At 49.5% G+C, this 23,538-nt stretch carries 20 protein-coding genes; 15 read left to right on the top strand and 5 right to left on the bottom strand.

Annotated elements, in window-relative coordinates; genetic code table 11:
- Nucleotides 1–264 precede the first annotated feature (264 nt).
- The 4 genes from EDF88_RS10125 (at nucleotide 265) to EDF88_RS10110 (ending at nucleotide 4,346) form a co-directional block, all read left to right on the top strand.
- The gene (locus tag EDF88_RS10125) at nucleotides 265–1,602 is read left to right on the top strand and encodes a PTS transporter subunit EIIC (protein ID WP_134184504.1); all 1,338 of its coding nucleotides are present in this window, start codon (nucleotides 265–267) and stop codon (nucleotides 1,600–1,602) included.
- Between the two features lie 7 nt (nucleotides 1,603–1,609).
- Nucleotides 1,610–3,037 carry a glycoside hydrolase family 1 protein gene (locus EDF88_RS10120; protein ID WP_134184502.1) on the top strand — a complete coding sequence of 476 codons (1,428 nt, stop codon included), beginning with the start codon at nucleotides 1,610–1,612 and terminating at the stop codon, nucleotides 3,035–3,037.
- Between the two features lie 89 nt (nucleotides 3,038–3,126).
- A complete protein-coding gene (locus tag EDF88_RS10115; RefSeq protein ID WP_134184500.1) occupies nucleotides 3,127–3,900 on the top strand; it encodes an FCD domain-containing protein in 774 nt (257 codons plus the stop codon).
- Complete coding sequence (locus EDF88_RS10110) at nucleotides 3,897–4,346, top strand: GNAT family N-acetyltransferase (RefSeq protein ID WP_134184498.1); 450 nt, start codon at nucleotides 3,897–3,899, stop codon at nucleotides 4,344–4,346. Before EDF88_RS10115 ends, EDF88_RS10110 begins: the two co-directional genes overlap by 4 nt.
- Nucleotides 4,347–4,349: 3 nt before the next feature.
- Here EDF88_RS10110 and galR read toward each other — a convergent pair whose 3' ends face one another.
- Nucleotides 4,350–5,357, bottom strand: a complete 1,008-nt coding sequence (galR, locus tag EDF88_RS10105) for an HTH-type transcriptional regulator GalR (RefSeq protein WP_134184496.1) — start codon at nucleotides 5,355–5,357, stop codon at nucleotides 4,350–4,352.
- A gap of 689 nt (nucleotides 5,358–6,046) precedes the next feature.
- Between galR and aas the strand changes: the two genes are divergently transcribed.
- Entirely contained in the window at nucleotides 6,047–8,206 is a 2,160-nt protein-coding gene (gene aas / locus EDF88_RS10100; protein WP_134184494.1) for a bifunctional acyl-ACP--phospholipid O-acyltransferase/long-chain-fatty-acid--ACP ligase, read from the top strand.
- Complete coding sequence (gene lplT / locus EDF88_RS10095; RefSeq protein ID WP_134184492.1) at nucleotides 8,199–9,395, top strand: lysophospholipid transporter LplT; 1,197 nt, start codon at nucleotides 8,199–8,201, stop codon at nucleotides 9,393–9,395. Before aas ends, lplT begins: the two co-directional genes overlap by 8 nt.
- A gap of 38 nt (nucleotides 9,396–9,433) precedes the next feature.
- Here the strand turns inward: lplT and EDF88_RS10090 are convergent, their stop codons facing one another.
- The 4 genes from EDF88_RS10090 to mutH all read right to left on the bottom strand — a co-directional run bounded on the left by EDF88_RS10090 (nucleotide 9,434) and on the right by mutH (nucleotide 12,690).
- On the bottom strand, nucleotides 9,434–10,474 hold the full coding sequence (locus EDF88_RS10090; RefSeq protein WP_064513439.1) for an NADP(H)-dependent aldo-keto reductase: 1,041 nt from the start codon (nucleotides 10,472–10,474) through the stop codon (nucleotides 9,434–9,436).
- 395 nt (nucleotides 10,475–10,869) lie between these two features.
- A complete protein-coding gene (locus EDF88_RS10085) occupies nucleotides 10,870–11,088 on the bottom strand; it encodes a YgdI/YgdR family lipoprotein (RefSeq protein ID WP_034457556.1) in 219 nt (72 codons plus the stop codon).
- A gap of 126 nt (nucleotides 11,089–11,214) precedes the next feature.
- Nucleotides 11,215–11,928, bottom strand: coding sequence for a TerC family protein (locus EDF88_RS10080; protein WP_134184490.1), 714 nt, complete (start codon nucleotides 11,926–11,928; stop codon nucleotides 11,215–11,217).
- 75 nt (nucleotides 11,929–12,003) lie between these two features.
- Nucleotides 12,004–12,690 (bottom strand): DNA mismatch repair endonuclease MutH, encoded by a 687-nt coding sequence (mutH, locus tag EDF88_RS10075; protein WP_134184488.1) that lies wholly within the window; start codon nucleotides 12,688–12,690, stop codon nucleotides 12,004–12,006.
- Between the two features lie 685 nt (nucleotides 12,691–13,375).
- Here mutH and rppH point away from each other — a divergent pair.
- From rppH to recC, 9 genes are all read left to right on the top strand, one after another.
- Nucleotides 13,376–13,906 carry an RNA pyrophosphohydrolase gene (gene rppH, locus EDF88_RS10070; RefSeq protein ID WP_034457550.1) on the top strand — a complete coding sequence of 177 codons (531 nt, stop codon included), beginning with the start codon at nucleotides 13,376–13,378 and terminating at the stop codon, nucleotides 13,904–13,906.
- A gap of 12 nt (nucleotides 13,907–13,918) precedes the next feature.
- Nucleotides 13,919–16,165, top strand: a complete 2,247-nt coding sequence (ptsP, locus tag EDF88_RS10065) for a phosphoenolpyruvate--protein phosphotransferase (RefSeq protein WP_134184486.1) — start codon at nucleotides 13,919–13,921, stop codon at nucleotides 16,163–16,165.
- Between the two features lie 328 nt (nucleotides 16,166–16,493).
- Complete coding sequence (gene lgt / locus EDF88_RS10060; RefSeq protein WP_064513429.1) at nucleotides 16,494–17,369, top strand: prolipoprotein diacylglyceryl transferase; 876 nt, start codon at nucleotides 16,494–16,496, stop codon at nucleotides 17,367–17,369.
- 6 nt (nucleotides 17,370–17,375) lie between these two features.
- Nucleotides 17,376–18,170, top strand: coding sequence for a thymidylate synthase (gene thyA, locus EDF88_RS10055; protein WP_134184484.1), 795 nt, complete (start codon nucleotides 17,376–17,378; stop codon nucleotides 18,168–18,170).
- Nucleotides 18,171–18,355: 185 nt separating this feature from the next.
- Nucleotides 18,356–18,829 carry a prepilin peptidase-dependent protein gene (locus EDF88_RS10050; protein WP_134184482.1) on the top strand — a complete coding sequence of 158 codons (474 nt, stop codon included), beginning with the start codon at nucleotides 18,356–18,358 and terminating at the stop codon, nucleotides 18,827–18,829.
- On the top strand, nucleotides 18,820–19,380 hold the full coding sequence (locus EDF88_RS10045) for a prepilin peptidase-dependent protein (RefSeq protein WP_134184480.1): 561 nt from the start codon (nucleotides 18,820–18,822) through the stop codon (nucleotides 19,378–19,380). Before EDF88_RS10050 ends, EDF88_RS10045 begins: the two co-directional genes overlap by 10 nt.
- A 68-nt stretch (nucleotides 19,381–19,448) precedes the next feature.
- Nucleotides 19,449–19,811, top strand: a complete 363-nt coding sequence (locus EDF88_RS10040; RefSeq protein ID WP_243839605.1) for a DUF2509 family protein — start codon at nucleotides 19,449–19,451, stop codon at nucleotides 19,809–19,811.
- Nucleotides 19,793–20,134 carry a prepilin-type N-terminal cleavage/methylation domain-containing protein gene (locus EDF88_RS10035; RefSeq protein ID WP_064513419.1) on the top strand — a complete coding sequence of 114 codons (342 nt, stop codon included), beginning with the start codon at nucleotides 19,793–19,795 and terminating at the stop codon, nucleotides 20,132–20,134. Before EDF88_RS10040 ends, EDF88_RS10035 begins: the two co-directional genes overlap by 19 nt.
- Nucleotides 20,135–20,141: 7 nt before the next feature.
- Nucleotides 20,142–23,516 carry an exodeoxyribonuclease V subunit gamma gene (gene recC / locus EDF88_RS10030; protein ID WP_134184478.1) on the top strand — a complete coding sequence of 1,125 codons (3,375 nt, stop codon included), beginning with the start codon at nucleotides 20,142–20,144 and terminating at the stop codon, nucleotides 23,514–23,516.
- Nucleotides 23,517–23,538: the final 22 nt, after the last annotated feature.

The raw sequence follows: 23,538 nt of genomic DNA, 5'->3' as shown, positions 1-23,538 counted from the left end.
TTTAACATGCTGTGCTTATGAAACATCGTGCTTGCGGCTTCGCTATGTCATTTGTCGTACCCGATCACGCTTTTGAATGATTCAGAATGTTTATATTAATTTGGTATACCAAATTAATTAAATTGGTTGGTATTGGAATTCCAATATATCAATGTGGGACATTTATCACGGAAATGTTAAGAAGTTGGTTCTATTTTTGGTATACCAAAAGCTCGTTAAACATCACCCTACATAATAAAAAACGACAACATAGAGGTATACCCTATGGCTTTGCAGGAAAAGTTAATCGACTCTCTGGGAAGTTTTGCCACTAAATTCAATAGCTACCGCTATATTATGGCGATCAAATCTTCCTTTATTACCCTGATGCCAGTGATCATCGTCGGGGCATTCTCAGTACTAATATCGAACATGGTGCTGGATCCCAAAAACGGTCTAGCCAGTTTTTCCGCGCTGTCGTTTCTCGCACAACTAAAGCCGATTACCGCGGCGATAAACTACGCCACGCTTAACTTTTTGAACATTGGTGCGGTGTTCCTGATTGGTATCGAACTGGGCCGGATCAACGGTATTAAAAGTCTGTTCCCGGGCTTGCTGGCGGTGATCTGCTTTATCTGTGTTACGCCGACCACCATCGAGATGATGGTCGACGGGCAGATGCACATGGTGAAAGACATTCTGGCACGCCAGTTTTCTGATACCCGCAGCCTGTTCCTTGGCATGTTTATCGCCATTTTGTCGGTTGAAATTTACTGCTGGCTAGAAAAAAGGGAAGGGCTGAAGATCAAAATGCCTGACACCGTTCCACCGAACGTTTCGGCCTCTTTCTCAGCACTCATCCCGTCGATCATTACCGTTACCGCTATAGCGACCTTTGGTTTTATCTTCCATCAAACTACCGGCATGTATTTGTATGACGCGGTCTATCAGGTGGTGCAACAGCCGCTGGAAAAAGTGGTGCAAAGCCTGCCGGGGATTTTGCTGTTGATGTTTGTGGCGCAGCTTTTCTGGGTTATCGGAATTCACGGTAACCAGATGATTAAGCCTATCCGCGAGCCACTACTGCTGGGGGCGATTACCGTCAACATGAGTGCGTTTGAGCAGGGTAAAGAGATTCCTAATATCATCACAATGCCTTTCTGGGATGTGTATATGAGTATTGGTGGCTCGGGTTTAACAATCGGTTTACTGATTGCCGTTATGATTGCCACCAAACGCAAAGAAATGAAGGAGATAGCTAAGCTCTCTTTTGGCCCTGGCATCTTCAATATTAACGAGCCAGTGATTTTTGGTATGCCGATTATGCTTAATCCTATTTTGGCCATTCCCTTCATCATTACGCCACTGGTTACCGGCACTATCGGTTACTTCGCAACCGCCATGGGCTTTGCGGGTAAAGCCGTTGTGATGGTGCCGTGGACCACGCCGCCGCTGATCAACGCCTGGCTTTCGACCGCGGGTTCTATGGGCGCGGTGGTCACGCAATTGGGCTGCATTCTGGTTTCCATTCTGATTTACCTGCCATTTGTGAAAATTGCTTCTCGCCGTGCCGAACAGGCGCAACTGCTGGCCGAACAGCAACAAATTGCCAATAACGCGTGAGGAAGGTATGAGCAACGTAAAAATCACCATCCCAGAAGATTTCATCCTTGGCGCTGCGGCATCGGCCTGGCAAACCGAAGGCTGGAGCGGCAAGAAAGAGGGGCAGGATTCGTGGCTGGATGCCTGGTATAAAAACGACAGGCATGTCTGGCATGAAGGCTATGGTCCGGCGGTCGCCACGGATTTTATTAATCGTTATCGCGAAGATGTGGCGTTGATGAAACAGGCGGGGTTGACGCATTACCGCACCTCCATCAACTGGTCACGCTTTTTCACTGATTATGAAAATGGCGTTGTTGATGAAGAGTATGCGCAGTACTACGACAATCTGATCGACGAAATGCGCAGCACCGGCATTGAGCCGATGATCTGCCTCGAGCATTACGAGCTTCCCGCGACATTATTTGAAACTTACGGCGGTTGGGCATCGAAGAAAGTCGTCGATTTGTATGTGTTATACGCGGAGAAAGTTTTTGCCCGTTATGCCCACAAGGTGAATCGCTGGTTCACCTTTAATGAGCCGATTGTGGTGCAAACTCGTGTTTATCTTGATGCATTGCGCTGGCCATATGAGCAGAACACTCATAAATGGATGCAGTGGAATCACCATAAAAACCTCGCCACAGCAAAAGTTGTGAAATTGTTCCGCGAGAAAGGATATAGCGGCACCGTGGGATGCATTCTTAATCCGGAAGTCACTTACGCACGTTCCAGTGCCGCCCATGATCAGCAAGCCGCGCAAATTTACGATCTGTTCTACAACCGCGTATTCCTCGACCCTCTGGTGAATGGTGAATATCCGCAGCAGTTGATTGAGCTGCTTGAAAAACACAATGTGCAATGGGATTACACAGAACAAGAACTCGCGATCATCCGCGAAAATACCGTTGATGAATTGGGGATTAACTTGTACTACCCACATCGGGTAAAAGCACCATCGAGAGCCTGGAACCCGGAGACGCCATTCCATCCGGCTTGTTATTATGAGCCGTTTGAGTTGCCGGGGCGGCGGATGAATAAATCGCGTGGCTGGGAAATTTACCCACGCATTGTTTATGACATGGCGATGCGCATTAAAACCGAATATCACAATATTCCGTGGTTTGTCGCAGAAAGCGGAATGGGTACAGAAAATGAAGCGCAGTTCCGCAACGCCGACGGTGTGATTGAAGATGATTATCGGATTGCGTTTATCAGTGAACACTTGTACCAGACGCTGCGCGCCCGTGAAGATGGGGCAAATTGCCAGGGTTATATGCTGTGGGCATTCACAGATAATGTTTCGCCAATGAATGCATTCAAAAACCGTTACGGTTTGATTGAAATTAATCTGCAAAACAACCGTGAGCGGCGCGCTAAAAAATCAGCTCATTGGTATCGGTCAGTCAGCGAATCTCGAACGTTACAGCTCAACCTTGATGATGAATGGAAATAATATTTCAGATGAATAGTTTGATAAGCTAATGGGTATTAATCAGCGGCAGGACACTATGCCGCTTTTTTAGCAAACACATAGGTAACATTGTGGATAAGCTCGTACTTTCGCCAGAAAAAAAACAATACCAGGAAATTGGTGAGGATCTGCGCGCGCAAATAATACAGGGATTGTATCCGGTCGGTTCGCGTTTACCGCCGGAACGAAATATTGCTGAGACTTACGGAGTTAGCCGCACCATCGTCCGTGAAGCGCTGCTCATGCTTGAACTGCAAGGTACGGTCGATATTCGACAGGGATCGGGAGTGTATGTCACCCGTGTTCCTGCAGAAAACGAAGCGGAAGAAGAAGCCTTTTTCAGTAGCGATATTGGCCCATTTGAAATGCTCCAGGCCCGCCAGTTGCTGGAAAGCAATATCGCGGCGTTCGCCGCCAAAATGGCAACTAAAGCTGATATCGACAATCTCAAGCGTATTCTTGAACAAGAGCAGCGTGCCATTGCGATTAATGACCTGGGCCAGGACAACTGCAAAATGTTTCATCTGGTGTTGGCAGGCGCTTCGCAAAACCAGATGCTACTGGCGACGGTTGAAAGTATCTGGCGTCATATGGACAGCAGCCCAATGTGGCAGCAACTACGCGCGCATATCGATTCCCGCAGTTATCGCTTGAAATGGCTTGGTGACTTACAAACTATTCTGGCCGCACTTCGCCGCCGGGACGTGATGGGGTCTTGGCAGGCAATGTGGCAGCATCTTGAGAACGTGAAAAACAGTCTGCTTGAACAGTCTGATTCTGACGCCCCCGATTTTGATGGTTATTTGTTCGAGTCCGTTCCTATCTTCCAGGGAAAACTGATGTGAAAATTGTGCCACTTTACGTCGTGCCGCAACATGAACAGCAAGTCACCGACTGGCTGTGGCAGGCGTTTGGCACTCCCGATAGCCGGGACTTTTTCGCCTCGATTATCACGACCAGCCAGCGGGAAGGTGAAATGCCGCTGACGTTTGTTGCCGTAGAAGGTGAGAAACTGGTTGGCACTGTGGGATTATGGCGCTGCGACCTGATTAGCCGCCAGGATCTTTATCCATGGCTGGCTGCACTTTACATTGATGAAAACCAGCGCGGACATGGCTTAGGGGCAAAACTGCAACAACACGTTATCGAACATGCCCGTGAGTTAGGTTACCCGCAACTTTATCTCTACTCAGCCTATAAAGGCTATTACGAACGCTTTGGCTGGCAGTTCATTGGCGATGGCCTGGACTACCCAAATACGCCCGTCCATCTGTACCAATTCACTCTCTGAAAATCATTCGCCTGAATACGCAATGACTGAATGACGGCGCACAAGTGTTGGGCTAAACATATGAGTGATTTCCGGTAATTCACGTTTTTCAGCCAGCGCCAGTGCCAGTTCCGCAGCTTGTGCTGCCATAGTGATTATCGGATAACGCACTGTCGTCAGACGTGGACGCACATAGCGCGAGATCAGCACATCATCGAAACCAATCAACGAAATCTCTTTTGGTACATCAATCCCGTTGTCGTTTAGAACGCCCATCGCACCTGCGGCCATAGAATCGTTATAACAGGCGACGGCACTGAAATGTTTCCCACGGCCTAATAATTCGGTCATGGCCTGTTCACCGCCACTTTCATCCGGCTCTGCGTAAGTCACTAAGCGATCATTCACCGTCAAGCCGTGCTCCGTTAGCGCATCGTAGTAACCCTGGAGCCGGTCATCAGCATCGGAAATCTGGTGGTTGGAACACAGATAACCAATTTTGGTATGGCCTTGCTGAATCAGATGTCGTGTCGCGAGCCACGCGCCATAGCGATCGTCCAGCGCCACACAACGCTGCTCAAAACCTGGCAAGATGCGGTTAATTACCACCATCCCAGGCATCTGCTTCATTAGTGAAATCAATTCACTATCAGGAATCATCTTCGCGTGAACCACTAATGCCGCACAACGATGGCGAATGAGTTGTTCAATGGCCTGGCGCTCTTTTTGTTCGTTGTGATAACCGTTGCCGATCAACAAAAAATTACCGGTGCGGTAAGCAACTTGTTCGACTGCTTTTACCATTGCGCCAAAGAAAGGGTCGGACACATCACCAACGATAAGGCCAATAGTTTCAGTAGTTTGCTGTGCCAGCGCACGGGCATTGGCGTTAGGGTGATAATTTAGCTCTTCCATCGCGCAGGTGACTGCCTGCCGTGATGCATCGCTGGCTTTTGGTGAATCATTAATGACACGAGACACAGTGGCGACAGAAACGCCTGCCAGTCTTGCTACATCCTTTATTGTCGCCATCGTCAATATTCCTTGGTGGGTAAACGCTTACACAACTTTAAGTGTTACGGAAAAGACGCGTCACTTCAAGGTCGCAACTGTATTCCTCGTCGCAAACCTATGCAAAATGGGGGCGTTTTTAGTGTAATCGTTACACTTAGCGAACACGGGAATTCAAGCGCAGCGGCAGACAGAGGCATGTTCTGGATTTTTAATGATTTCAGACTAAATCTTTGCTTACAGTTTGCAGCGTGCTGTTGCTATTTCGCCATGGCGAAAAGTATTCAGCCACTGCTACATTTGAAGTCCCAGAGGTATTGATAGGTGATGTCAGCATCTAATGCTGATCACATGATTTACACCAACCTGCGCGGATGCGCAGGTTTTTTTTGCCCAAAATTTGCCTGCCTGTAACAAGACGCGATGTTTTAAACACCTGGTTGCACTTTCCGCTAATTCTCTTGCTTTTTCTCGCTGGTGACACTGACTGGACTGAGCCACAATTCAGATCCCAGAGGTATTGATTGGTGAGAATTCTAGTTACGTTGTTAAGTACAATTCTTTTGCACCAACCTGCGCAGATGCGCAGGTTTTTTTTGCCTTTTTTTCAGACTCTACACACGTTCCGACTCTCGCTCCTATGCAGTTAGTCATGTAATCTGCCGCTACACTTAATTGCCTGCGGTTCATTAATGACAAAGGGAGTTGCTATGCTATTTGGTTTTTTCCGTACGCTTTTTCGTATTCTGTTCAGGGTGCGACTTCATGGCGATCAACAACTTCTTTCCCAATCACGCGTTCTGATTGTCCCCAATCACGTCTCCTTTATTGACGGAATTTTACTGGCGTTGTTTTTACCGGGGCGCCCGGTTTTTGCTGTGTACTCATCGATTAGCCAGCAGTGGTATATGCGTTGGTTAAAATCGCTAATTGATTTTGTGCCGCTTGACCCAACAAAACCGATGTCGATTAAGCATCTGGTTCGCCTGATTGAGCAGGGCAGGCCGGTTGTCATCTTCCCGGAAGGGCGCATCACGGTGAGTGGCTCATTGATGAAAATTTATGAGGGCGCAGGGTTTGTTGCCGCTAAATCTAATGCGACTGTTATCCCTATTCGCATTGACGGTGCCGAACTGACATTTTTCAGCCGCCTGAAAGGGTTGGTCAAACGCCGCTTATTCCCGCGCATTAACCTGCACATTCTGCCACCTACTTCAGTTGCGATGCCTGATGCGCCGCGTGCCCGCGACCGCCGCAAAATGGCTGGTGAGATGCTTCATCAAATTATGATGGAAGCGCGTATGGCAGTGCGCCCTCGGGAAACATTGTACGAGGCGCTGCTTTCCGCGCAGTACCGCTATGGTGACCGTAAAAACTGTATCGAAGACATTAATTTCAAACCTGATACTTATCGTAGCCTGCTGACCAAAACGCTGTTTGTTGGGCGCATTCTGAATAAATACAGTGCGCCGGGCGAAACCATCGGGCTGATGTTGCCGAATGCGGCAATAACCGCAGCTGTGATTTTTGGTGCTTCATCGCGCGGACGGATTCCTGCCATGATGAACTACACAGCAGGCGTGAAAGGGTTGACCAGCGCGATTACAGCGGCTCAGCTAAAAACGATTTTCACTTCGCGCCAGTTCCTCGATAAAGGCAAGTTATGGCACCTTCCAGAGCAGCTCACGCAGGTGCGTTGGGTGTTCCTGGAAGATTTAAAAGCAGATGTGACGCTTAGCGATAAGCTATGGATATTCGGCCATTTATTCGTGCCGCATCTCGCTCAGGTCAAACAGCAGCCAGAAGATGCTGCGATGGTGCTGTTCACTTCAGGTTCGGAAGGGAACCCAAAAGGTGTGGTGCATAGCCATAAAAGTTTGCTGGCTAACGTTGAGCAAATTCGCACTATTGCCGATTTCACCGCCAATGACCGCTTTATGTCAGCGCTGCCGCTATTCCATTCTTTTGGTCTGACGGTAGGTTTGTTCACACCGTTACTCACCGGCGCGGAAGTATTTCTTTACCCAAGCCCGCTGCACTACCGCATTGTGCCGGAACTGGTGTATGACCGTAACTGTACCGTGCTGTTTGGCACCTCTACGTTCCTTGGCAACTATGCTCGTTTTGCTAATCCATATGATTTCTACCGTCTGCGATATGTCGTCGCAGGGGCGGAAAAACTTCAGGAAAGCACCAAACAAATCTGGCAGGACAAATTTGGCTTGCGCATTCTTGAAGGCTACGGCGTAACTGAGTGCGCACCAGTGGTTTCCATCAACGTTCCAATGGCGGCGAAAGTCGGGACTGTGGGGCGAATTCTCCCGGCGATGGATGCCCGTCTGATGGCGGTTCCTGGTATCGAAGATGGTGGTCGGCTGCAACTGAAAGGGCCGAACATCATGAAAGGTTATCTGCGTGTGGAAAATCCTGGCGTGCTGGAAGCACCGAGTGCTGAAAACGCACTGGGTGAAGTTGAACCTGGTTGGTACGACACGGGTGATATCGTCAAATTTGATGAAAACGGTTTTTGTGTGATTCAGGGACGAGCAAAACGCTTTGCAAAAATTGCCGGTGAAATGGTTTCGCTGGAAATGGTGGAGCAACTGGCACTCGGCGTTTCCCCAGAAAAAATGCATGCAACCGTTATCAAAATGGATGCAGCAAAGGGTGAGGCACTGGTGATGTTCACCACTGATAACGAACTTAACCGCGAAAAACTGCTGCAATATGCTCGCGCTAATGGTGTGCCAGAGCTGGCTATTCCGCGCGATATTCGCTTCCTAAAACACTTACCTGTGTTAGGTAGCGGTAAACCCGATTACGTAAGCCTGAAAGCGCTGGTAGACCAGCCGGAGACACAGAATGCATGATAATGCCGTGAACGATACCTCAATCTGGTCCAGAGGTATGATGGCAGTTACCGGCGCGCAGTTTCTATCGGCGTTTGGTGATAACGCACTGCTGTTTGCCACGCTTGCGGTGCTGAAACAACAGTTTTACCCCGACTGGAGCCAGCCTGTTTTGCAGATGGTGTTTGTCGGTGCCTACATTCTGTTTGCTCCGTTTGTCGGCCAGATAGCTGATAGCTTTGCCAAAGGGCGGGTGATGATGTTTGCCAACAGTCTCAAACTGATGGGTGCGGCGATTATCTGCTTTGGCTTCAACCCGTTTGTCGGCTATACGCTGGTGGGCGTGGGGGCGGCTGCTTATTCACCCGCTAAATATGGCATTCTCGGTGAGCTAACCACCGGCGATCGTCTGGTGAAGGCTAATGGCCTGATGGAATCTTCGACCATTGCCGCAATCTTGCTAGGTTCAATGGCTGGCGGTGTGCTGGCCGACTGGCATATCGTGGCGGCACTTAGCGTGTGCGTGCTGGTGTACGCGGGCGCGGTTGTTGCCAACCTATTCATCCCCAAACTTGCTCCTGCGCGTCCTGGGCAGTCATGGCGCTTTACACCGATGACGCGCAGTTTCTTCACGGCGTGTCGCTCACTTTGGCACAATGGTGAAACTCGTTTCTCACTAGTTGGCACCAGTTTGTTCTGGGGTGCAGGTGTAACACTGCGCTTCTTACTGGTGTTGTGGGTACCAGTGGCGCTGGGTGTTACCGATAACGCGACGCCAACGTATCTGAATGCGATGGTGGCGGTGGGGATTGTCGTGGGGGCCGGTGCGGCGGCGAAACTGGTGACGCTTAAAACTGTAGCGCGTTGTATGCCTGCCGGTATTTTGATTGGCGTTGGCGTACTGTTCTTCGCCATGCAAACCGCATTGCTGCCGTCTTATCTGCTGCTGGTGCTGATTGGTATTATGGGTGGTTTCTTTGTTGTGCCGCTGAACGCATTGCTTCAGGAACGAGGGAAACATTCGGTTGGCGCGGGGAATGCTATTGCAGTGCAGAACCTCGGTGAAAATACCGCGATGTTACTGATGCTCGGGTTGTATTCGCTGGCGGTTAAAACTGGCGCATCGATAGTCGGCATAGGCATTGGTTTTGGCGCTGTGTTTGCGCTGGCTATTGCTGGATTATGGGTTTGGCAGATGCGTCATAAATAGAGAGTTTCCCCTCTCCAATCGGAGAGGGGTTTTGCAGTTTAAGGTGCCGGGTAAGTATAAACGCGGTTCACCGCTTCCAGCTCTTCAATCACGTCTTCGCTTAAGTCCAGATGTAGGCTCTCAAGGTTAGTTTTCAACTGCTCAAGTGTGGTCGCACCTAACAGCGTGCTAGCGACAAACGGCTGACGGCGAACAAAAGCCAGAGCCATCTGGGCCGGGTCAAGATTGTGTCGCTTAGCAACATCAACATAGGCGGCAACCGCATGCTGAGTCTGTTCACCGCTATAACGAGTGAAGCGGCTAAACAGCGTGTTGCGAGCGCCAGCAGGTTTAGCTCCGTTGAGATATTTACCGGTCAGCGTTCCGAACGCCAGACAGGAATAAGCCAGCAACTCCACACCTTCGCGCTGAGTAATTTCTGCCAGCCCCACTTCAAAGCTGCGGTTCACCAGACTGTATGGGTTCTGAATGGTGACAATGCGCGGTAAATCATGCTTTTCAGCAAGTTGTAGATAACGCATCACGCCCCATGGCGTTTCATTGGAGACGCCGATATAGCGGATTTTCCCGGCACGCTGGAACTCAGTTAGTGCTTCCAGGGTTTCAAGCAGGGTGACCGGTACGGCGTTATCGGTCCACGTATACCCCAATTTGCCAAAGCAGTTGGTGGCACGTTGTGGCCAGTGGACCTGATAAAGGTCGATATAGTCGGTTTGCAAACGCTTCAGGCTGGCATCTAACGCATCACGAATATTTCTGCGATCCAGTATTTGATTTGGGCGGATGCCGGCATCGTTGTTACGGCTTGGGCCACTGACTTTTGTGGCGATAATCAGTTTTTCGCGATTCGCGCGCTGCTTTAACCAGTTACCGACGTAGGTTTCTGTTAAGCCTTGGGTTTCCGGGCGAGGTGGCACAGGGTACATTTCTGCGACATCAATCAGGTTAACACCCTGGCTGATTGCGTAATCGAGTTGTTCATGAGCATCGGCTTCGCTGTTTTGCTCACCAAACGTCATGGTTCCCAGCCCTAGCGTACTTATTTCAAGAGAGCTATGGGGGATACGGTGATAGTGCATAGCCGCTTTCCTTATTCTTCTGTCTTATCCGTCAGGCAAGCACCCGACAAAAAATAGACTAATACCCAAAATAATTCGAGCTGCATCGCGGCGGCAAGTGAATTAATCCCAATGAGCTTACATAAGTAAGTGATTCGGGTGAATAAACGTAGCCAACAATGATGCAGCTTGAAGTATGACGGGTATAAACATGGCAGAGGGAAGGGAAAAGCGGAAGGGGGGAAGTGAAGAAAAAGTGTTACAGGCCAGCGAGGCGCTGATCATCTGATGATCCCCAAAATATTTCAAGCTGCAGGAAGGCGGCAAACGAGAAAATCCCGATGAGCTTACTCTAGTAAGTGATTCGGGTGAGCGAGAGCAGCCAACGCATCTGCAACTTGAAAGATGAAGGGGAATTAGCGTTCAATAATCTGTGAAACATCATCGCGATTAATCTGCATCTCATTGCCTTGCTGATCGCGATAGCTAACCAGACCGGTGTCGTCATCGACTTGCGGTTTACCATCAGTCAGGATCATACGGCCATCTTTGGTTGCCATCACGTAATCGCTGCTACAACCTGAAACCGCAAATGCCAGACCGACAGCGGAAATTATAACTGCCCATTTTTTCATTGTTATTCGCCTCGTGTGGTGTGGAATGACATATACAGTCTAGTAATAACTCGGGCAACCGTTAAAAGTAAGCAGTAAATTCTTAAAAGAAACAGCGGGGAAGCGAAAATGCTTCCCCTGAGACGACTAAAGCGGGTTCTTTTTGTTGCGAATAAGATTCAGCGTTTCTACAGCTATTGAGAAGAACATCGCAAAGTAGATGTAACCTTTCGGCACATGAATATCGAAGCCTTCCAGAATCAGAGTAAAACCGACCAGCAACAAGAAAGACAGCGCCAGCATTTTCACTGAAGGGTGGCGTTCCACAAAATCACCAATCGATTTTGCAGCAAACATCATCACCATTACGGCAATCACCACGGCTGCCATCATAATAAACAGATGATCGGACAGGCCAACGGCTGTAATGACTGAATCCAGACTGAAGATAATATCCAGCAGCATTATCTGCACGATTGCGCCAAAGAAGGAGTGAACGTTGGTTTTAATTCCTTCCTCTTCGCCTTCAATGGACTCGTGAATCTCTTTACTCGCTTTCCAGATTAAGAACACGCCACCTAATGTCAAAATAAGGTCTCGTGCCGAGAACGCATGGCCCATCAAGGAAAATAGGGGGTGAATTAAGTGCGTCATCCAGGCGATAGACGCCAGTAACACCAGACGCATAATCATCGCAGCACCCAGTCCCAGGCGGCGGGCTTTGGCTTGTTGTGCTTTGGGCAGCTTCGCCACGACAAGTGAAAGGAAGATGATATTGTCGATACCCAGTACGATTTCCAGAATCGTCAGGGTGCCCAGCGCCATCCACGCGTTAGGGTCGGTAATCCATGCAAACAACATTAAACAAATCCTGCCTGAAAATATAAAACGCCAATTATAAACGCCAGCCAGGAACAGGGTGCAAGTTAAATGAATCTACAACGAGAAATGATTAGCCAGTAAAGCGGCGGTAAAGTTCTTTTTCAGATAAAAACCACGCGGGAGTGTAAGAATTGGCGCGCCATCTGCACCGAATGCATTGGTTAGCGCTTTGCTGTTGGCGGCTTTGGGGCGTAACTGCAACACTTCTCCGTGGCGTGCGGTGATGCGCTCAACCTGGCCGAGTACAATCAAATCCATTAACTCTTCCCAATCCTGACGCAACTGCTGCTCTTCCTCTTCGGAAGGAGCCCACAGCAAAGGGGTGCCAATATGCCGCTCAGCAAGGGGGATTTGCCGCTCTCCTTCAACCGGAACCCACAGCACCCGTTTTAATTTGTGGCGCACATGGCTGGTTTCCCACGTCACCCCGGTGTTGCCGGTGAGCGGGGCCACGCAAACAAAAGTAGTTTCCAACGGGCGGCCAAATCTATCCACAGGGATGGTTTTCAGCTCAATTCCTAATGCTGCGAAATCTTGTTCAGGTTTGCTACCGGCACTGGCACCCAACCATAGTTCGAGCAAAACACCGATCCAACCTTTGTCACGCTTTAGATCCTTTGGGATCGGCAATCTGGCTAGAGCTGCCAGTTCACCTAGCGTATAACCTGCCAGCCTCTGAGCTTGTGTCAGTAAAATCTGTTCGTTTTCTGGAGGGTTAACTAAGGGATTGAGTGTTTGCATGATGTCTTGTTACTGGTTGGTCAAAAAGTGAACGCAGTTTACCCACAACGTGGAAATAGTTTAGCGTCTCGGGGGTAAGAATGACAATGTACTGATTTTGCATCATTTTTATCGCCTAAAATTTTCACTTATCAATTCTTCAAAAACCTTTTCCCATTCTGGTCACCGGGAGTGAACAGGATCTTACACCGGGTTATCCACAGAAAAATGGGATAAGTGATAAAAAAGCTCACTACTGGTTCGATTTACAGCCTTGACTGGGGGTAAAACCCAATTTTTCGACAGAATGTGACTAACTTGTTGGCACAATCTGTGGATAAAAACGTCATTGGTCGATCTTTCATCAGCGTGAGATCTTAGTGTGTGATGATCGTCACATTACTGAGCTGAGAGTTATTCATTCTATCTTTATTGCACTGAATATATTGAATATTTTATTTCATCTTTTTAACGAGCTTCAGGAGTTATCCTAAGTTGTCCCGAGTGTATAAGGTAGTTCTTCACAGTTATATCCACAGAAAAAGTGAATAAACTGCGAGGCCCATCCACGTTAATGTTTATAACTCGGTCATATTTTGTGAGTTATTCAAATGTTATTCCTTCTGAGAAGCGATACACAGTGGTTTACCGTCTAGCGCTTGTATGAAACAATCGCCCTAATCTAAGTTTGTTTTGAGGTAGTCCGGTGATCGATGATGATGGCTACCGCCCGAATGTTGGTATCGTAATCTGTAATCGGCAGGGTCAAGTAATGTGGGCCAGGCGTTTTGGTCAACATTCCTGGCAGTTTCCGCAAGGTGGCATCAATCCTGGCGAATCCCCGGAACAGGCAATGTACCGGGAACTTTTCGAGGAAGTGGGTTTACAGCGAAAAGATGTCCGAATACTCGCCTCGACCCGAAACTGGTTACGTTACAAGTTACCTAAACGTTTGGTGCGTTGGGACACAAAGCCGGTTTGTATCGGCCAGAAACAAAAATGGTTTCTCTTGCAGTTGATCAGCAGCGATAACGATATCAATATGCAAACCAGTAGTACCCCAGAGTTTGATGGTTGGCGTTGGGTTAGTTATTGGTATCCGGTTCGTCAGGTTGTCTCCTTTAAACGCGATGTTTATCGTCGGGTGATGAAAGAGTTTGCCAGCGTCGTAATGCCGCTACAGGAAGTTGCGCCACCACGTAATAACGCGCCTGCATGGCGACGTAAAAGAGGTTAAGTCACGCGAAAAATGCTCACCCGTCTGCGAGAAATAGTCGAGAAGGTTGCCAGTGCCCCGCGCCTCAATGAGGCGCTGGATATTTTGGTTACAGATATCTGCCTTGCGATGGATACCGAGGTATGCTCGGTTTATCTCGCAGATCATGACAGGCGCTGCTTTTATCTGATGGCAACACGTGGCCTTAAAAAGCCACGTGGTCGCACCATTACACTCGCATTTGATGAAGGCATTGTCGGACTGGTTGGGCGTCTTGCAGAGCCGATAAACCTTGCGGATGCGCAGAAGCACCCAAGTTTTAAATATGTTCCTGCAGTAAAAGAAGAACGTTTTCGCGCCTTCCTGGGTGTTCCTATCATCCAGCGTCGCCAGTTGCTGGGTGTGTTGGTAGTACAACAACGGGAGCACCGGCAATATGATGAAAGCGAGGAGTCTTTCCTCGTCACGCTCGCCACACAAATGGCGGCAATCCTCTCTCAATCACAGCTAGCTGCCTTATTTGGTCAATATCGCCAAACGCGTATTCGTGCGTTGCCTGCATCTCCAGGTGTGGCGATTGCCGAAGGTTGGATGGATTCAACACTTCCGTTAATGGAGCAAGTGTCTGAGGCATCTACACTCGATACGACACTTGAGCGTGAACGTCTAACTGCTGCTCTTGAAGAGGCTTCTAACGAATTTCGTCGCTATAGCAAACGCTTCGCAGCGGGGGCTCAGAAAGAAACTGCGGCCATCTTTGACCTCTATTCTCACCTTCTTACCGATGCCCGACTTCGTCGTGAACTATTCGAAGAGGTGGATAAAGGGTCGGTGGCAGAATGGGCAGTTAAAACCGTCATCGAAAAATTTGCGGAGCAATTCGCAAGCCTCAGCGACAGCTACCTAAAAGAACGAGCGGGCGATCTCCGCACGCTCGGTCAACGTCTGCTATTCCATCTTGATGACAACATTCAGAGCCCAAATACATGGCCTGAACGCTTTGTGCTGGTGGCTGATGAGCTATCTGCAACCACGCTCGCTGAGTTGCCGCAAAACCGCCTGGTTGGTGTTGTTGTGCGCGATGGTGCTGCGAACTCGCATGCTGCAATCATGGTGCGGGCGTTGGGTATTCCAACCGTCATGGGGGCTGATATTCAGCCTTCAGTGCTGCATCGCCGCACGTTAGTTGTCGATGGCTACCGCGGTGAACTGCTGGTTGATCCTGAAACCGTGCTGTTGCAGGAATACCAGCGGCTCATCACTGAAGAAAACGAACTCACCCGCCTGGTTGAAGACGACGTTGATCAGCCAGCGGCATTGAAAAGCGGCGAACGCGTTCAGGTAATGTTGAATGCGGGTCTTAGCCCGGAACATGAACAACTGCTTGGCAGCCGGATTGATGGTATCGGGCTTTATCGCACCGAAATCCCCTTCATGCTGCAAAGCGGCTTCCCATCGGAAGAAGAGCAGGTCGCCCAGTATCAGGGCATGTTGCAGATGTTTAACGAAAAGCCGGTCACGCTGCGTACGCTTGATGTCGGTGCCGATAAACAACTGCCGTATATGCCAATCAGTGAAGAAAACCCGTGTCTGGGCTGGCGAGGTATTCGTATCACGCTTGACCAACCCGAGATTTTCCTCGTGCAGGTGCGGGCCATGCTGCGTGCTAACGCTGCCACTGGCAACCTGAGCATTCTGCTACCGATGATCACTAGCATCGACGAGATTGATGAGGCACGCCGCCTGATTGATCGAGCCGGGCGTGAAGTAGAAGAAGTACTGGGGTATGAGCTACCTAAGCCGCGTATTGGCGTGATGGTTGAAGTCCCTTCGATGGTATTTATGATGGGGCACCTTGCCAGTCGGGTTGATTTTATCTCTGTGGGCACCAACGACCTGACGCAATACTTGCTGGCCGTCGATCGTAATAACACTCGCGTTGCAAGCCTGTATGACAGCCTTCACCCGGCAATGATCCGTGCGTTGAGCCACATTGCGAAAGAGGCGGAACGTAACGGTATTGACCTATGTTTATGTGGTGAAATGGCGGGTGACCCGATGTGCGTGGCTCTGCTGGTTGGTATGGGTTATCGCCATTTGTCGATGAACGGCCGCTCGGTGGCTCGCGTCAAATATCTGTTGCGTCACATTAGCCTGGAAGAGACACAGCAGCTTGCGCAGCGTAGCCTGGAGGCTCAATTATCGACAGAAGTGCGCCACCAGGTAGCTTCCTTCATGGAACGCCGGGGTATGGGCGGGTTGATTCGCGGCGGGCGCTAATTTCTGGCCCATCAGGCTATTTTATTTGTATTTTGAACCCGGGCAGTGTTCACAATCCTCACGTACTACATGTACGCTCCGGTTGTGGCGCGCTGTCCGTGTCCAAAATGCCTGCAACAATAACGCCTGCTGGAATAGGTACTAAGCCGGCGGACTGTTCACCCTCCCCATCTGGCATTACATATCTTTTACAACTTCACCAGCTTAACGGACTTAACCCTTGAGCCCTTTGTGCTATGATCCGCTGCTTTCGGAGCGCATCCGCACAGATGCGTACTTGCAACCCATCGTCGACTTTCGGTGGGGTAACAATGGTTTGTGGTGACAGATGAATAGTGGCTATCTGCATTTCCCTGAATTTGACCCGGTGATTTTTTCCGTCGGGCCAGTCTCTTTGCACTGGTACGGAGTGATGTACCTGGTTGGTTTCGTGTTTGCTATGTGGCTTGCAGGTCGTCGCGCCAATAAGCCAGGTAGCGGTTGGACGAAAGACGAAGTCGAAAACCTGCTTTATGCTGGCTTCCTTGGGGTATTCCTCGGCGGACGCCTTGGTTATGTTTTCTTCTACAACCTGCCATCCTTCCTTGCTGACCCACTGTATCTGTTTAAAGTCTGGGATGGCGGTATGTCCTTCCATGGCGGACTGGTTGGTGTTATCTGCGTGATGATTTGGTTTGCGCGCCGTACTCGCCGCTCATTCTTCCAGGTTGCTGATTTTATTGCACCATTGATCCCATTTGGTTTGGGCGCAGGCCGCTTGGGCAACTTCATCAATGGTGAACTGTGGGGCCGTGTTGATCCTAACTTCCAGTGGGCGATGCTGTTCCCGGGCTCCCGCAGTGAAGATATTGGCCTGCTGGCGACTCACCCTGAATGGCAGTCGCTGTTTAATACCTACGGTGTCTTACCACGTCATCCTTCTCAGCTTTACGAGATGGTTTTGGAAGGTATCGTGCTGTTCATCATTCTTAACATCTTCATCCGTAAACCGCGCCCAATGGGGGCTGTATCCGGCCTATTCCTGATTGGCTATGGTGCTTTCCGCATTATCGTTGAATTCTTCCGCCAGCCGGATGCGCAGTTTACCGGTGCGTGGGTGCAGTACATCAGCATGGGGCAAATCCTCTCGATTCCGATGATTGTCGCCGGTGTGGTAATGATGGTTTGGGCGTATCGTCGTCGTCCGCAGCAACAGCTTTCGTGAGGAAACATGCAACAGTATCTTGATTTGATGAAACATGTGCTGGAAAACGGCACTCCAAAAGATGACCGCACTGGCACCGGTACGCTGTCGATTTTCGGTCATCAGATGCGCTTCAATTTACAAGATGGTTTCCCGCTGGTTACCACTAAACGCTGCCATCTACGCTCCATTATTCATGAACTGTTATGGTTCCTGAAAGGTGACACTAACGTTGCTTATCTGCATGAAAATAACGTCTCTATCTGGGATGAATGGGCAGATGAAAATGGCGACCTTGGCCCAGTGTATGGCAAGCAGTGGCGCTCTTGGGCAACGCCTGATGGCCGCCATATTGACCAGTTAACAACCGTGATTAACCAGCTTAAAAATGACCCGGACTCGCGCCGTATTATCGTTTCGGCGTGGAATGTGGGTGAGCTGGATAAAATGGCCCTGGCTCCATGCCATGCGTTCTTCCAGTTCTATGTGGCTGACGGAAAACTTTCCTGCCAACTCTACCAGCGCTCATGCGACATCTTCCTTGGTCTGCCATTTAATATCGCCAGCTATGCGTTACTGGTGCATATGATGGCGCAGCAGTGCGACCTGGAAGTGGGGGACTTTGTCTGGACCGGTGGTGATACCCACTTGTACAGCAACCACCTCGAACAAACTCGTTTGCAGCTAACGCGTGAGCCACGTGCCCTGCCAAAACTGGTGATCAAGCGTAAACCTGAATCACTGTTCGATTACCATTTCGAAGATTTCGACATTGAAGGCTACGATCCGCACCCTGCGATCAAAGCGCCAGTCGCTATCTGACGACCGACAGCCTGCCATAACCGGTGCCATTTGTGCGCCGGTTTTTTTTTGCCTGAATTTCGTCTTTGCGAGCCTCTTTCCAGCACTTTTGCAACCTGATGAAACAGTAAAACTATCCTTCGAGTCACCCCGAAAAATAGTTCTTTGGCTGTGGCGAAGAATTTTTCGGCTGGCACACTGCCGCCATGAAAACAAAACAACAAGGCTTTAGCCTGATAGAAATGATGGTGGTAATGATCATTGTTGCGGTACTTGGCGCAGGTGGTGTGTTTGGCTGGCAACAGTGGCAGCAACAGCAACGGCTGTGGATAACCACCCAACATGTCCGCAATTTGCTTGAACAACTACGAAGTGATGCTAACTGGCATAACAGAGACCATCTGTTAGTCGTGAAGCGAACAGAAAAAATGTGGTGTCTTACTAGTAAGTTGGTGGAGGACAGTGAATGTCATTCTGACAAACGCTGGCGATTGAACCAGCCTTTTACTGATGTTGATATCACTGAGATAACGCCAGGTATGGGGTTTTATGGATTGAGAAATACCGCCTGGCCTGGACATATCATGTTGCAAAGCTTGGCTGGCAAATGGCGGGTTGTTCTATCGGCTCAGGGAAGAGTTCGTGTCTGCGAGGTTATAGGGAGCAATAAATGCAGCTAAATCAGCAGGGATTCACCTTACTGGAAACGCTCATTGCAATGGCATTAAGTAGTATTGTTTTGCTAGGTGCAGGACGGTTATTTCCAGCTCTGCAACAAGCAGTATTGCAGCAATATCAAAAAGAAAGCCTACAAGAGTCACTCTGGCAGTTGGCGTTCAGTTTGGGTAAACAGTTGCAAAGAGCAGGCTATTGTCACGGAAGCTGCCAGGGAGATGGGTTGATACTGCGCAAAGAGGGCGGATGCGTTTTGTTGCAATGGGATAGCAATAGTAATGGGCGCTGGGAGCCCTCCAGCCATGCCGAGACTGAATTGGCAGGCTATCGACTAAACGGTAGCAATCTGGAATTTATGCGCGGAGCTACCAGTTGTGAAGGGAGTGGCTGGGAGAAAGTATCCGATCCAGCAATAATGGCTATACAGAAATTCTCGGTGACCCGCCAGGCTCGTCACTCAATGCCTCCGCTGTTAATAATTGAACTGGAAGCGGCTTTCAAAAAAGGCCAAAACCTGGTGTCTTTGCGCCATACCGTAGTGGGATATAACTTGTGAGTGGGCATCCTGAGCGGGGAAATATTACCCTCGGGTTCGTGCTGCTGTTGTTTGCGCTGGGGTTATTAATGCTAGGTGGATTACAACGACAGTTAAGTCACCAGCGTCACTTAGTCGCCAGCGAAGTGGGTTTTCTTAAGCAATATGCTGCTGCCATTTCTGCTCAAGCCTGGGGAAGTCAGTTAACCTGGCAACCTCAGCAAACCTGGCAGTGCCAGCAAGAAATAGAAAAAGGCTGGAAAGCCTGCGTCTTATTGGTCGAGAGAAATGAGGTGCTGATGGCGGTGCGTGGGACTTATTCAGGGGCGCAATTGCCACTGACACTGTGGCGATGGGGTGTTGTAGATAATTCACATTGGTTATCGACCCCTCATGGCTGGCTGGATTTTTGCCCTTTAGCTGAGGTGCCCAGATGTCAGTTACCACAGTAAAATCGTTAGAGCGCGGATTTAGCCTGATAGAAGTGTTGTGTGCTATGGCACTATTTTCAGTGGTGATGCTGGCTCTGCTGGGGTATTACCGGGTATTACAACAAGGTTTTCAGTCGCAATGGCATTCTCGCCAGCTATGGCGTTTAGCCGTAGAAATGAGCGAGCCTGATGTGCCATTGCCAACAGATGGATGGAAAGTCAGTCGACAGCAGACATCAGCGGCGGGATGTGTCAGCATCGCCGTTACTATTATTAGCCCTGGCGGGCGAACCGGGCAGCTATCGCGGCTACATTGCCCGCAAAAAGAGAAAAGTCAGGAGTAGCGATTCTATGTTGCGTGTTTACCATTCCAACCGGCTGGATGTGCTGGAAGCAATTATGGAATTTATTGTGGAAAGGCAACCGTTGCCGGACCCTTTCCAGCCTGAAGTGGTATTGGTGCAAAGCACCGGTATGGCTCAGTGGCTACAAATGACGTTGGCACAAAAATTTGGTATCGCAGCGAACATTAGCTTCCCGCTTCCAGCCAGTTTCATCTGGGATATGTTTGTCCGTGTGTTACCAGACATTCCTGAGCAAAGTGCTTTCAACAAGCAAAGCATGAGCTGGAAATTGATGACGCTCATCCCCACGATGCTGGAGCAGCCTGAATTTTCACTGCTGAGTCAGTATCTTGAAGAAGATGATAATGGGCGAAAACTCTCCCAGTTAGCCTCAAGAATTGCTGACCTCTATGACCAATATTTAGTTTATCGGCCTTCATGGTTAAGCCTGTGGGAAAAAGGTGAACTCGCAGACAATGTGGGTGAAGCCCAATTGTGGCAGGCCCCGCTGTGGGCTGCGTTGGTACGGCATACGCAAGAACTTGAACAGCCGGAATGGCACCGTGCAAATCTCTATCAACGTTTCATTGATACTCTGGAAAAAAGCAGTGAATGCCCGCCGGGCTTGCCAGCGCGTGTATTTATTTGTGGTATTTCGGCATTGCCACCGGTTTACCTTCAGGCGCTACAGGCACTTGGTAAGCACATTGACGTGCATCTGCTGTTTACCAACCCTTGCCGCTACTACTGGGGCGATATTAAAGACCCCGCTTATCTTGCACGTTTGATCAGCCGTCGACGTCGTAGCCACGCGCAGCGAGACATCACGCTGCCACTGTTTAAAGATTGCGACACCGCCTCAGCATTGTTCAACGATGATGGTGAGCAAGATATTGGCAACCCACTACTGGCCTCATGGGGGAAGTTGGGGCGTGATTACACGTACTTGTTAGCTGAATTACAGCGTTTTGAAGAGATTGATGTATTTGTCGATATTGAGCCTGACAACGTGCTGCGCAATGTGCAGTACGATTTGCTGGAGCTGCAAAACAATGCTGTCACCGGATTAACCGAAGAAGAGTTTGAACATAGCCATAAGAAACGCCTTCTTGCCCTTAATGATCAATCAGTGACATTCCATGAATGTCACAGTCCTCAGCGTGAAGTCGAAGTGCTGCACGATCAACTGCTTGCGATGCTGGATGCTGATCCGTCGCTAACACCACGAGACATTATCGTGATGGTGGCCGATATCGATAGCTACAGCCCATTTATCCAGGCCGTATTTGGTAATGCTGTTGGTGAGCGCCGCTTACCCTTTGCTATTTCTGACCGTCGCGCCAGGCAGGCTCACCCGGCTCTGCAGGCGTTTATTTCTCTACTTTCCCTTCCTGATAGCCGTTTCGCAGCACAGGATGTTCTTGCGCTGCTTGAGGTTCCCGCACTGGCTGCTCGCTTCTCAATTAACGAAGAAGGGCTGCGCTATTTGCGCCAATGGGTCAATGAATCTGGGATCCGTTGGGGAATTGACGACGACAATGTGCGTGAATTGGATCTTCCCGCAACCGGGCAGCACACTTGGCGCTTTGGTCTCACGCGTATGCTGTTGGGTTATGCAATGGATAGCCAGGCGGGTGAATGGCAGTCAATTCTCCCTTACGATGAGTCGAGTGGTTTAATTGCTGAACTTGTCGGGCAACTGGCTGAATTATTAATGCAGTTGAACATCTGGCGTAGAGAGCTCTCTGTAGCTCGGCCATTAGCCGAATGGACAACAGTCTGCCGCGACATGTTATCGAGCTTCTTCTTGCCTGATACTGAAACAGAAGGTGCGTTGGCGTTGATTGAACAGCAGTGGCAAGAGATCATTAAATATGGTCTTGAGTCGCGTTACCAGGAGCATATCTCGCTGACGTTATTACGTGACGAGCTGGCCCAGCGCCTCGATCAGGAACGTATCAGTCAACGTTTCCTGGCCGGGCCAATAAACTTCTGTACCCTGATGCCGATGCGTTCCATTCCTTTCAAAGTTGTGTGCTTGCTTGGTATGAATGATGGCGTTTATCCGCGCACGCTGGCGCCACTTGGGTTTGATCTAATGAGCCAGAAGCCGCAACGTGGTGACCGTAGCCGCAGGGATGATGACCGTTACTTGTTCCTTGAGGCCCTCAATTCGGCGCAATTACGTTTTTATATCAGCTATATCGGGCGGTCTATTCAGGACAACAGCCAACGCTACCCTTCAGTGCTGGTTGACGAATTATTGGACTACATCGCGCAAAGTCATTGCTTGCCACAGGATACGGAACTCACCTGTGATGAAAGTAGTGAGCTTGTGAAAAAACATCTGGTCCAGCTGCATTTTCGCACTCCTTTTGAGGCTGGTAATTTTTTGCCAGGAGCGTTAGTACAAAGCTATGCCAACGAATGGCTGCCAGCTGCAAGTGAGCAGGGCCATACCCAGGTGGCATTTATTCAACCATTACAAGAAGAGAGCCAGGAAGTCATTACGCTCGACCAATTACAGCGTTTCTGGCGTCATCCTGTACGAGCGTTTTTCCAGATGCGTCTGGGTATCCATTTTCGACTTGAAGAGAGCGATTTACCCGATGCCGAGCCGTTCACATTAGATAGTCTGGAGCGTTTCCAGATGAATCAGGAACTGCTCAATACTTTGGTTCAGGAAGGTGACACACAGCAACTATTCCGCCGCTACCGTGCGGCAGGCTCGTTGCCGTATGGAGCTTTCGGTGAGATTTTATGGGAAACCCAGTTAACAGAAATGGCTGAACTGGCGCAAAAAGTGAGAGCCGAACGGCAAAACGGTAACAGCCTGGAGGTCTCGCTAGATTTAGACGGAACAAGGCTTGAAGGTTGGTTGTCGGATGTGCAGGCTGATGGCTTATTACGCTGGCGTCCTTCCATCCTCAATCCGGCACACGGTCTGCAGCTATGGATTGAACATGTTGTCTGGTGTGCATTGGGAGGCGATGGCGAAAGCCGACTGTACGGACGGGATTCAACAGAGTGGAAATTCCCTGCACTTGATGTGACCCAGGCAAAAAGCTATCTCCAGCAACTTATTGATGGTTATCGGAAAGGATTGGTACAACCGCTCTTATTGCTTCCCATGAGTGGTGGAGCATGGATAAAAGCCTGTTATGAACCCGCAAATGATGCCATTTTATGGGATGAGCAAACGCAACAGAAAGCCAAAAGTAAACTGTTGGCGGCCTGGGAAGGGAATCAGAGAGTTGAAGGTGAGGGGGCCGATATGTGGTTACAACGCCTATATCGTACGCTTGAGCCTGATTACTACGAGGCGATTATAAGAGAGGCAGAGCGCTACTTACTGCCGCTGTTTCGTTTCAATAAAGCTTAAATGGCTGTATAAAAATTGCACA

Source organism: Buttiauxella sp. BIGb0552, assembly GCF_004366275.1.
GTDB lineage: Bacteria > Pseudomonadota > Gammaproteobacteria > Enterobacterales > Enterobacteriaceae > Buttiauxella > Buttiauxella gaviniae.
Note: the sequence above shows the minus strand (reverse complement) of the source record. Positions and strands in the feature narration are given on the sequence as shown.

Excerpts from the sequence above, each read along its gene's own strand:
- EDF88_RS10080 (WP_134184490.1), bottom strand. The coding sequence starts at position 11,928 with ATGTTGTTTGCATGGATTACCGACCCTAACGCGTGGATGGCGCTGGGC.
- lgt (WP_064513429.1), top strand. The coding sequence starts at position 16,494 with ATGAATAGTGGCTATCTGCATTTCCCTGAATTTGACCCGGTGATTTTT.
- thyA (WP_134184484.1), top strand. The coding sequence starts at position 17,376 with ATGCAACAGTATCTTGATTTGATGAAACATGTGCTGGAAAACGGCACT.
- EDF88_RS10125 (WP_134184504.1), top strand. The coding sequence starts at position 265 with ATGGCTTTGCAGGAAAAGTTAATCGACTCTCTGGGAAGTTTTGCCACT.
- EDF88_RS10045 (WP_134184480.1), top strand. The coding sequence starts at position 18,820 with ATGCAGCTAAATCAGCAGGGATTCACCTTACTGGAAACGCTCATTGCA.
- EDF88_RS10040 (WP_243839605.1), top strand. The coding sequence starts at position 19,449 with ATGCTAGGTGGATTACAACGACAGTTAAGTCACCAGCGTCACTTAGTC.
- aas (WP_134184494.1), top strand. The coding sequence starts at position 6,047 with ATGCTATTTGGTTTTTTCCGTACGCTTTTTCGTATTCTGTTCAGGGTG.
- galR (WP_134184496.1), bottom strand. The coding sequence starts at position 5,357 with ATGGCGACAATAAAGGATGTAGCAAGACTGGCAGGCGTTTCTGTCGCC.
- EDF88_RS10085 (WP_034457556.1), bottom strand. The coding sequence starts at position 11,088 with ATGAAAAAATGGGCAGTTATAATTTCCGCTGTCGGTCTGGCATTTGCG.
- ptsP (WP_134184486.1), top strand. The coding sequence starts at position 13,919 with ATGCTCACCCGTCTGCGAGAAATAGTCGAGAAGGTTGCCAGTGCCCCG.
- EDF88_RS10035 (WP_064513419.1), top strand. The coding sequence starts at position 19,793 with ATGTCAGTTACCACAGTAAAATCGTTAGAGCGCGGATTTAGCCTGATA.
- mutH (WP_134184488.1), bottom strand. The coding sequence starts at position 12,690 with ATGCAAACACTCAATCCCTTAGTTAACCCTCCAGAAAACGAACAGATT.
- EDF88_RS10050 (WP_134184482.1), top strand. The coding sequence starts at position 18,356 with ATGAAAACAAAACAACAAGGCTTTAGCCTGATAGAAATGATGGTGGTA.
- EDF88_RS10090 (WP_064513439.1), bottom strand. The coding sequence starts at position 10,474 with ATGCACTATCACCGTATCCCCCATAGCTCTCTTGAAATAAGTACGCTA.
- EDF88_RS10120 (WP_134184502.1), top strand. The coding sequence starts at position 1,610 with ATGAGCAACGTAAAAATCACCATCCCAGAAGATTTCATCCTTGGCGCT.
- recC (WP_134184478.1), top strand. The coding sequence starts at position 20,142 with ATGTTGCGTGTTTACCATTCCAACCGGCTGGATGTGCTGGAAGCAATT.
- lplT (WP_134184492.1), top strand. The coding sequence starts at position 8,199 with ATGCATGATAATGCCGTGAACGATACCTCAATCTGGTCCAGAGGTATG.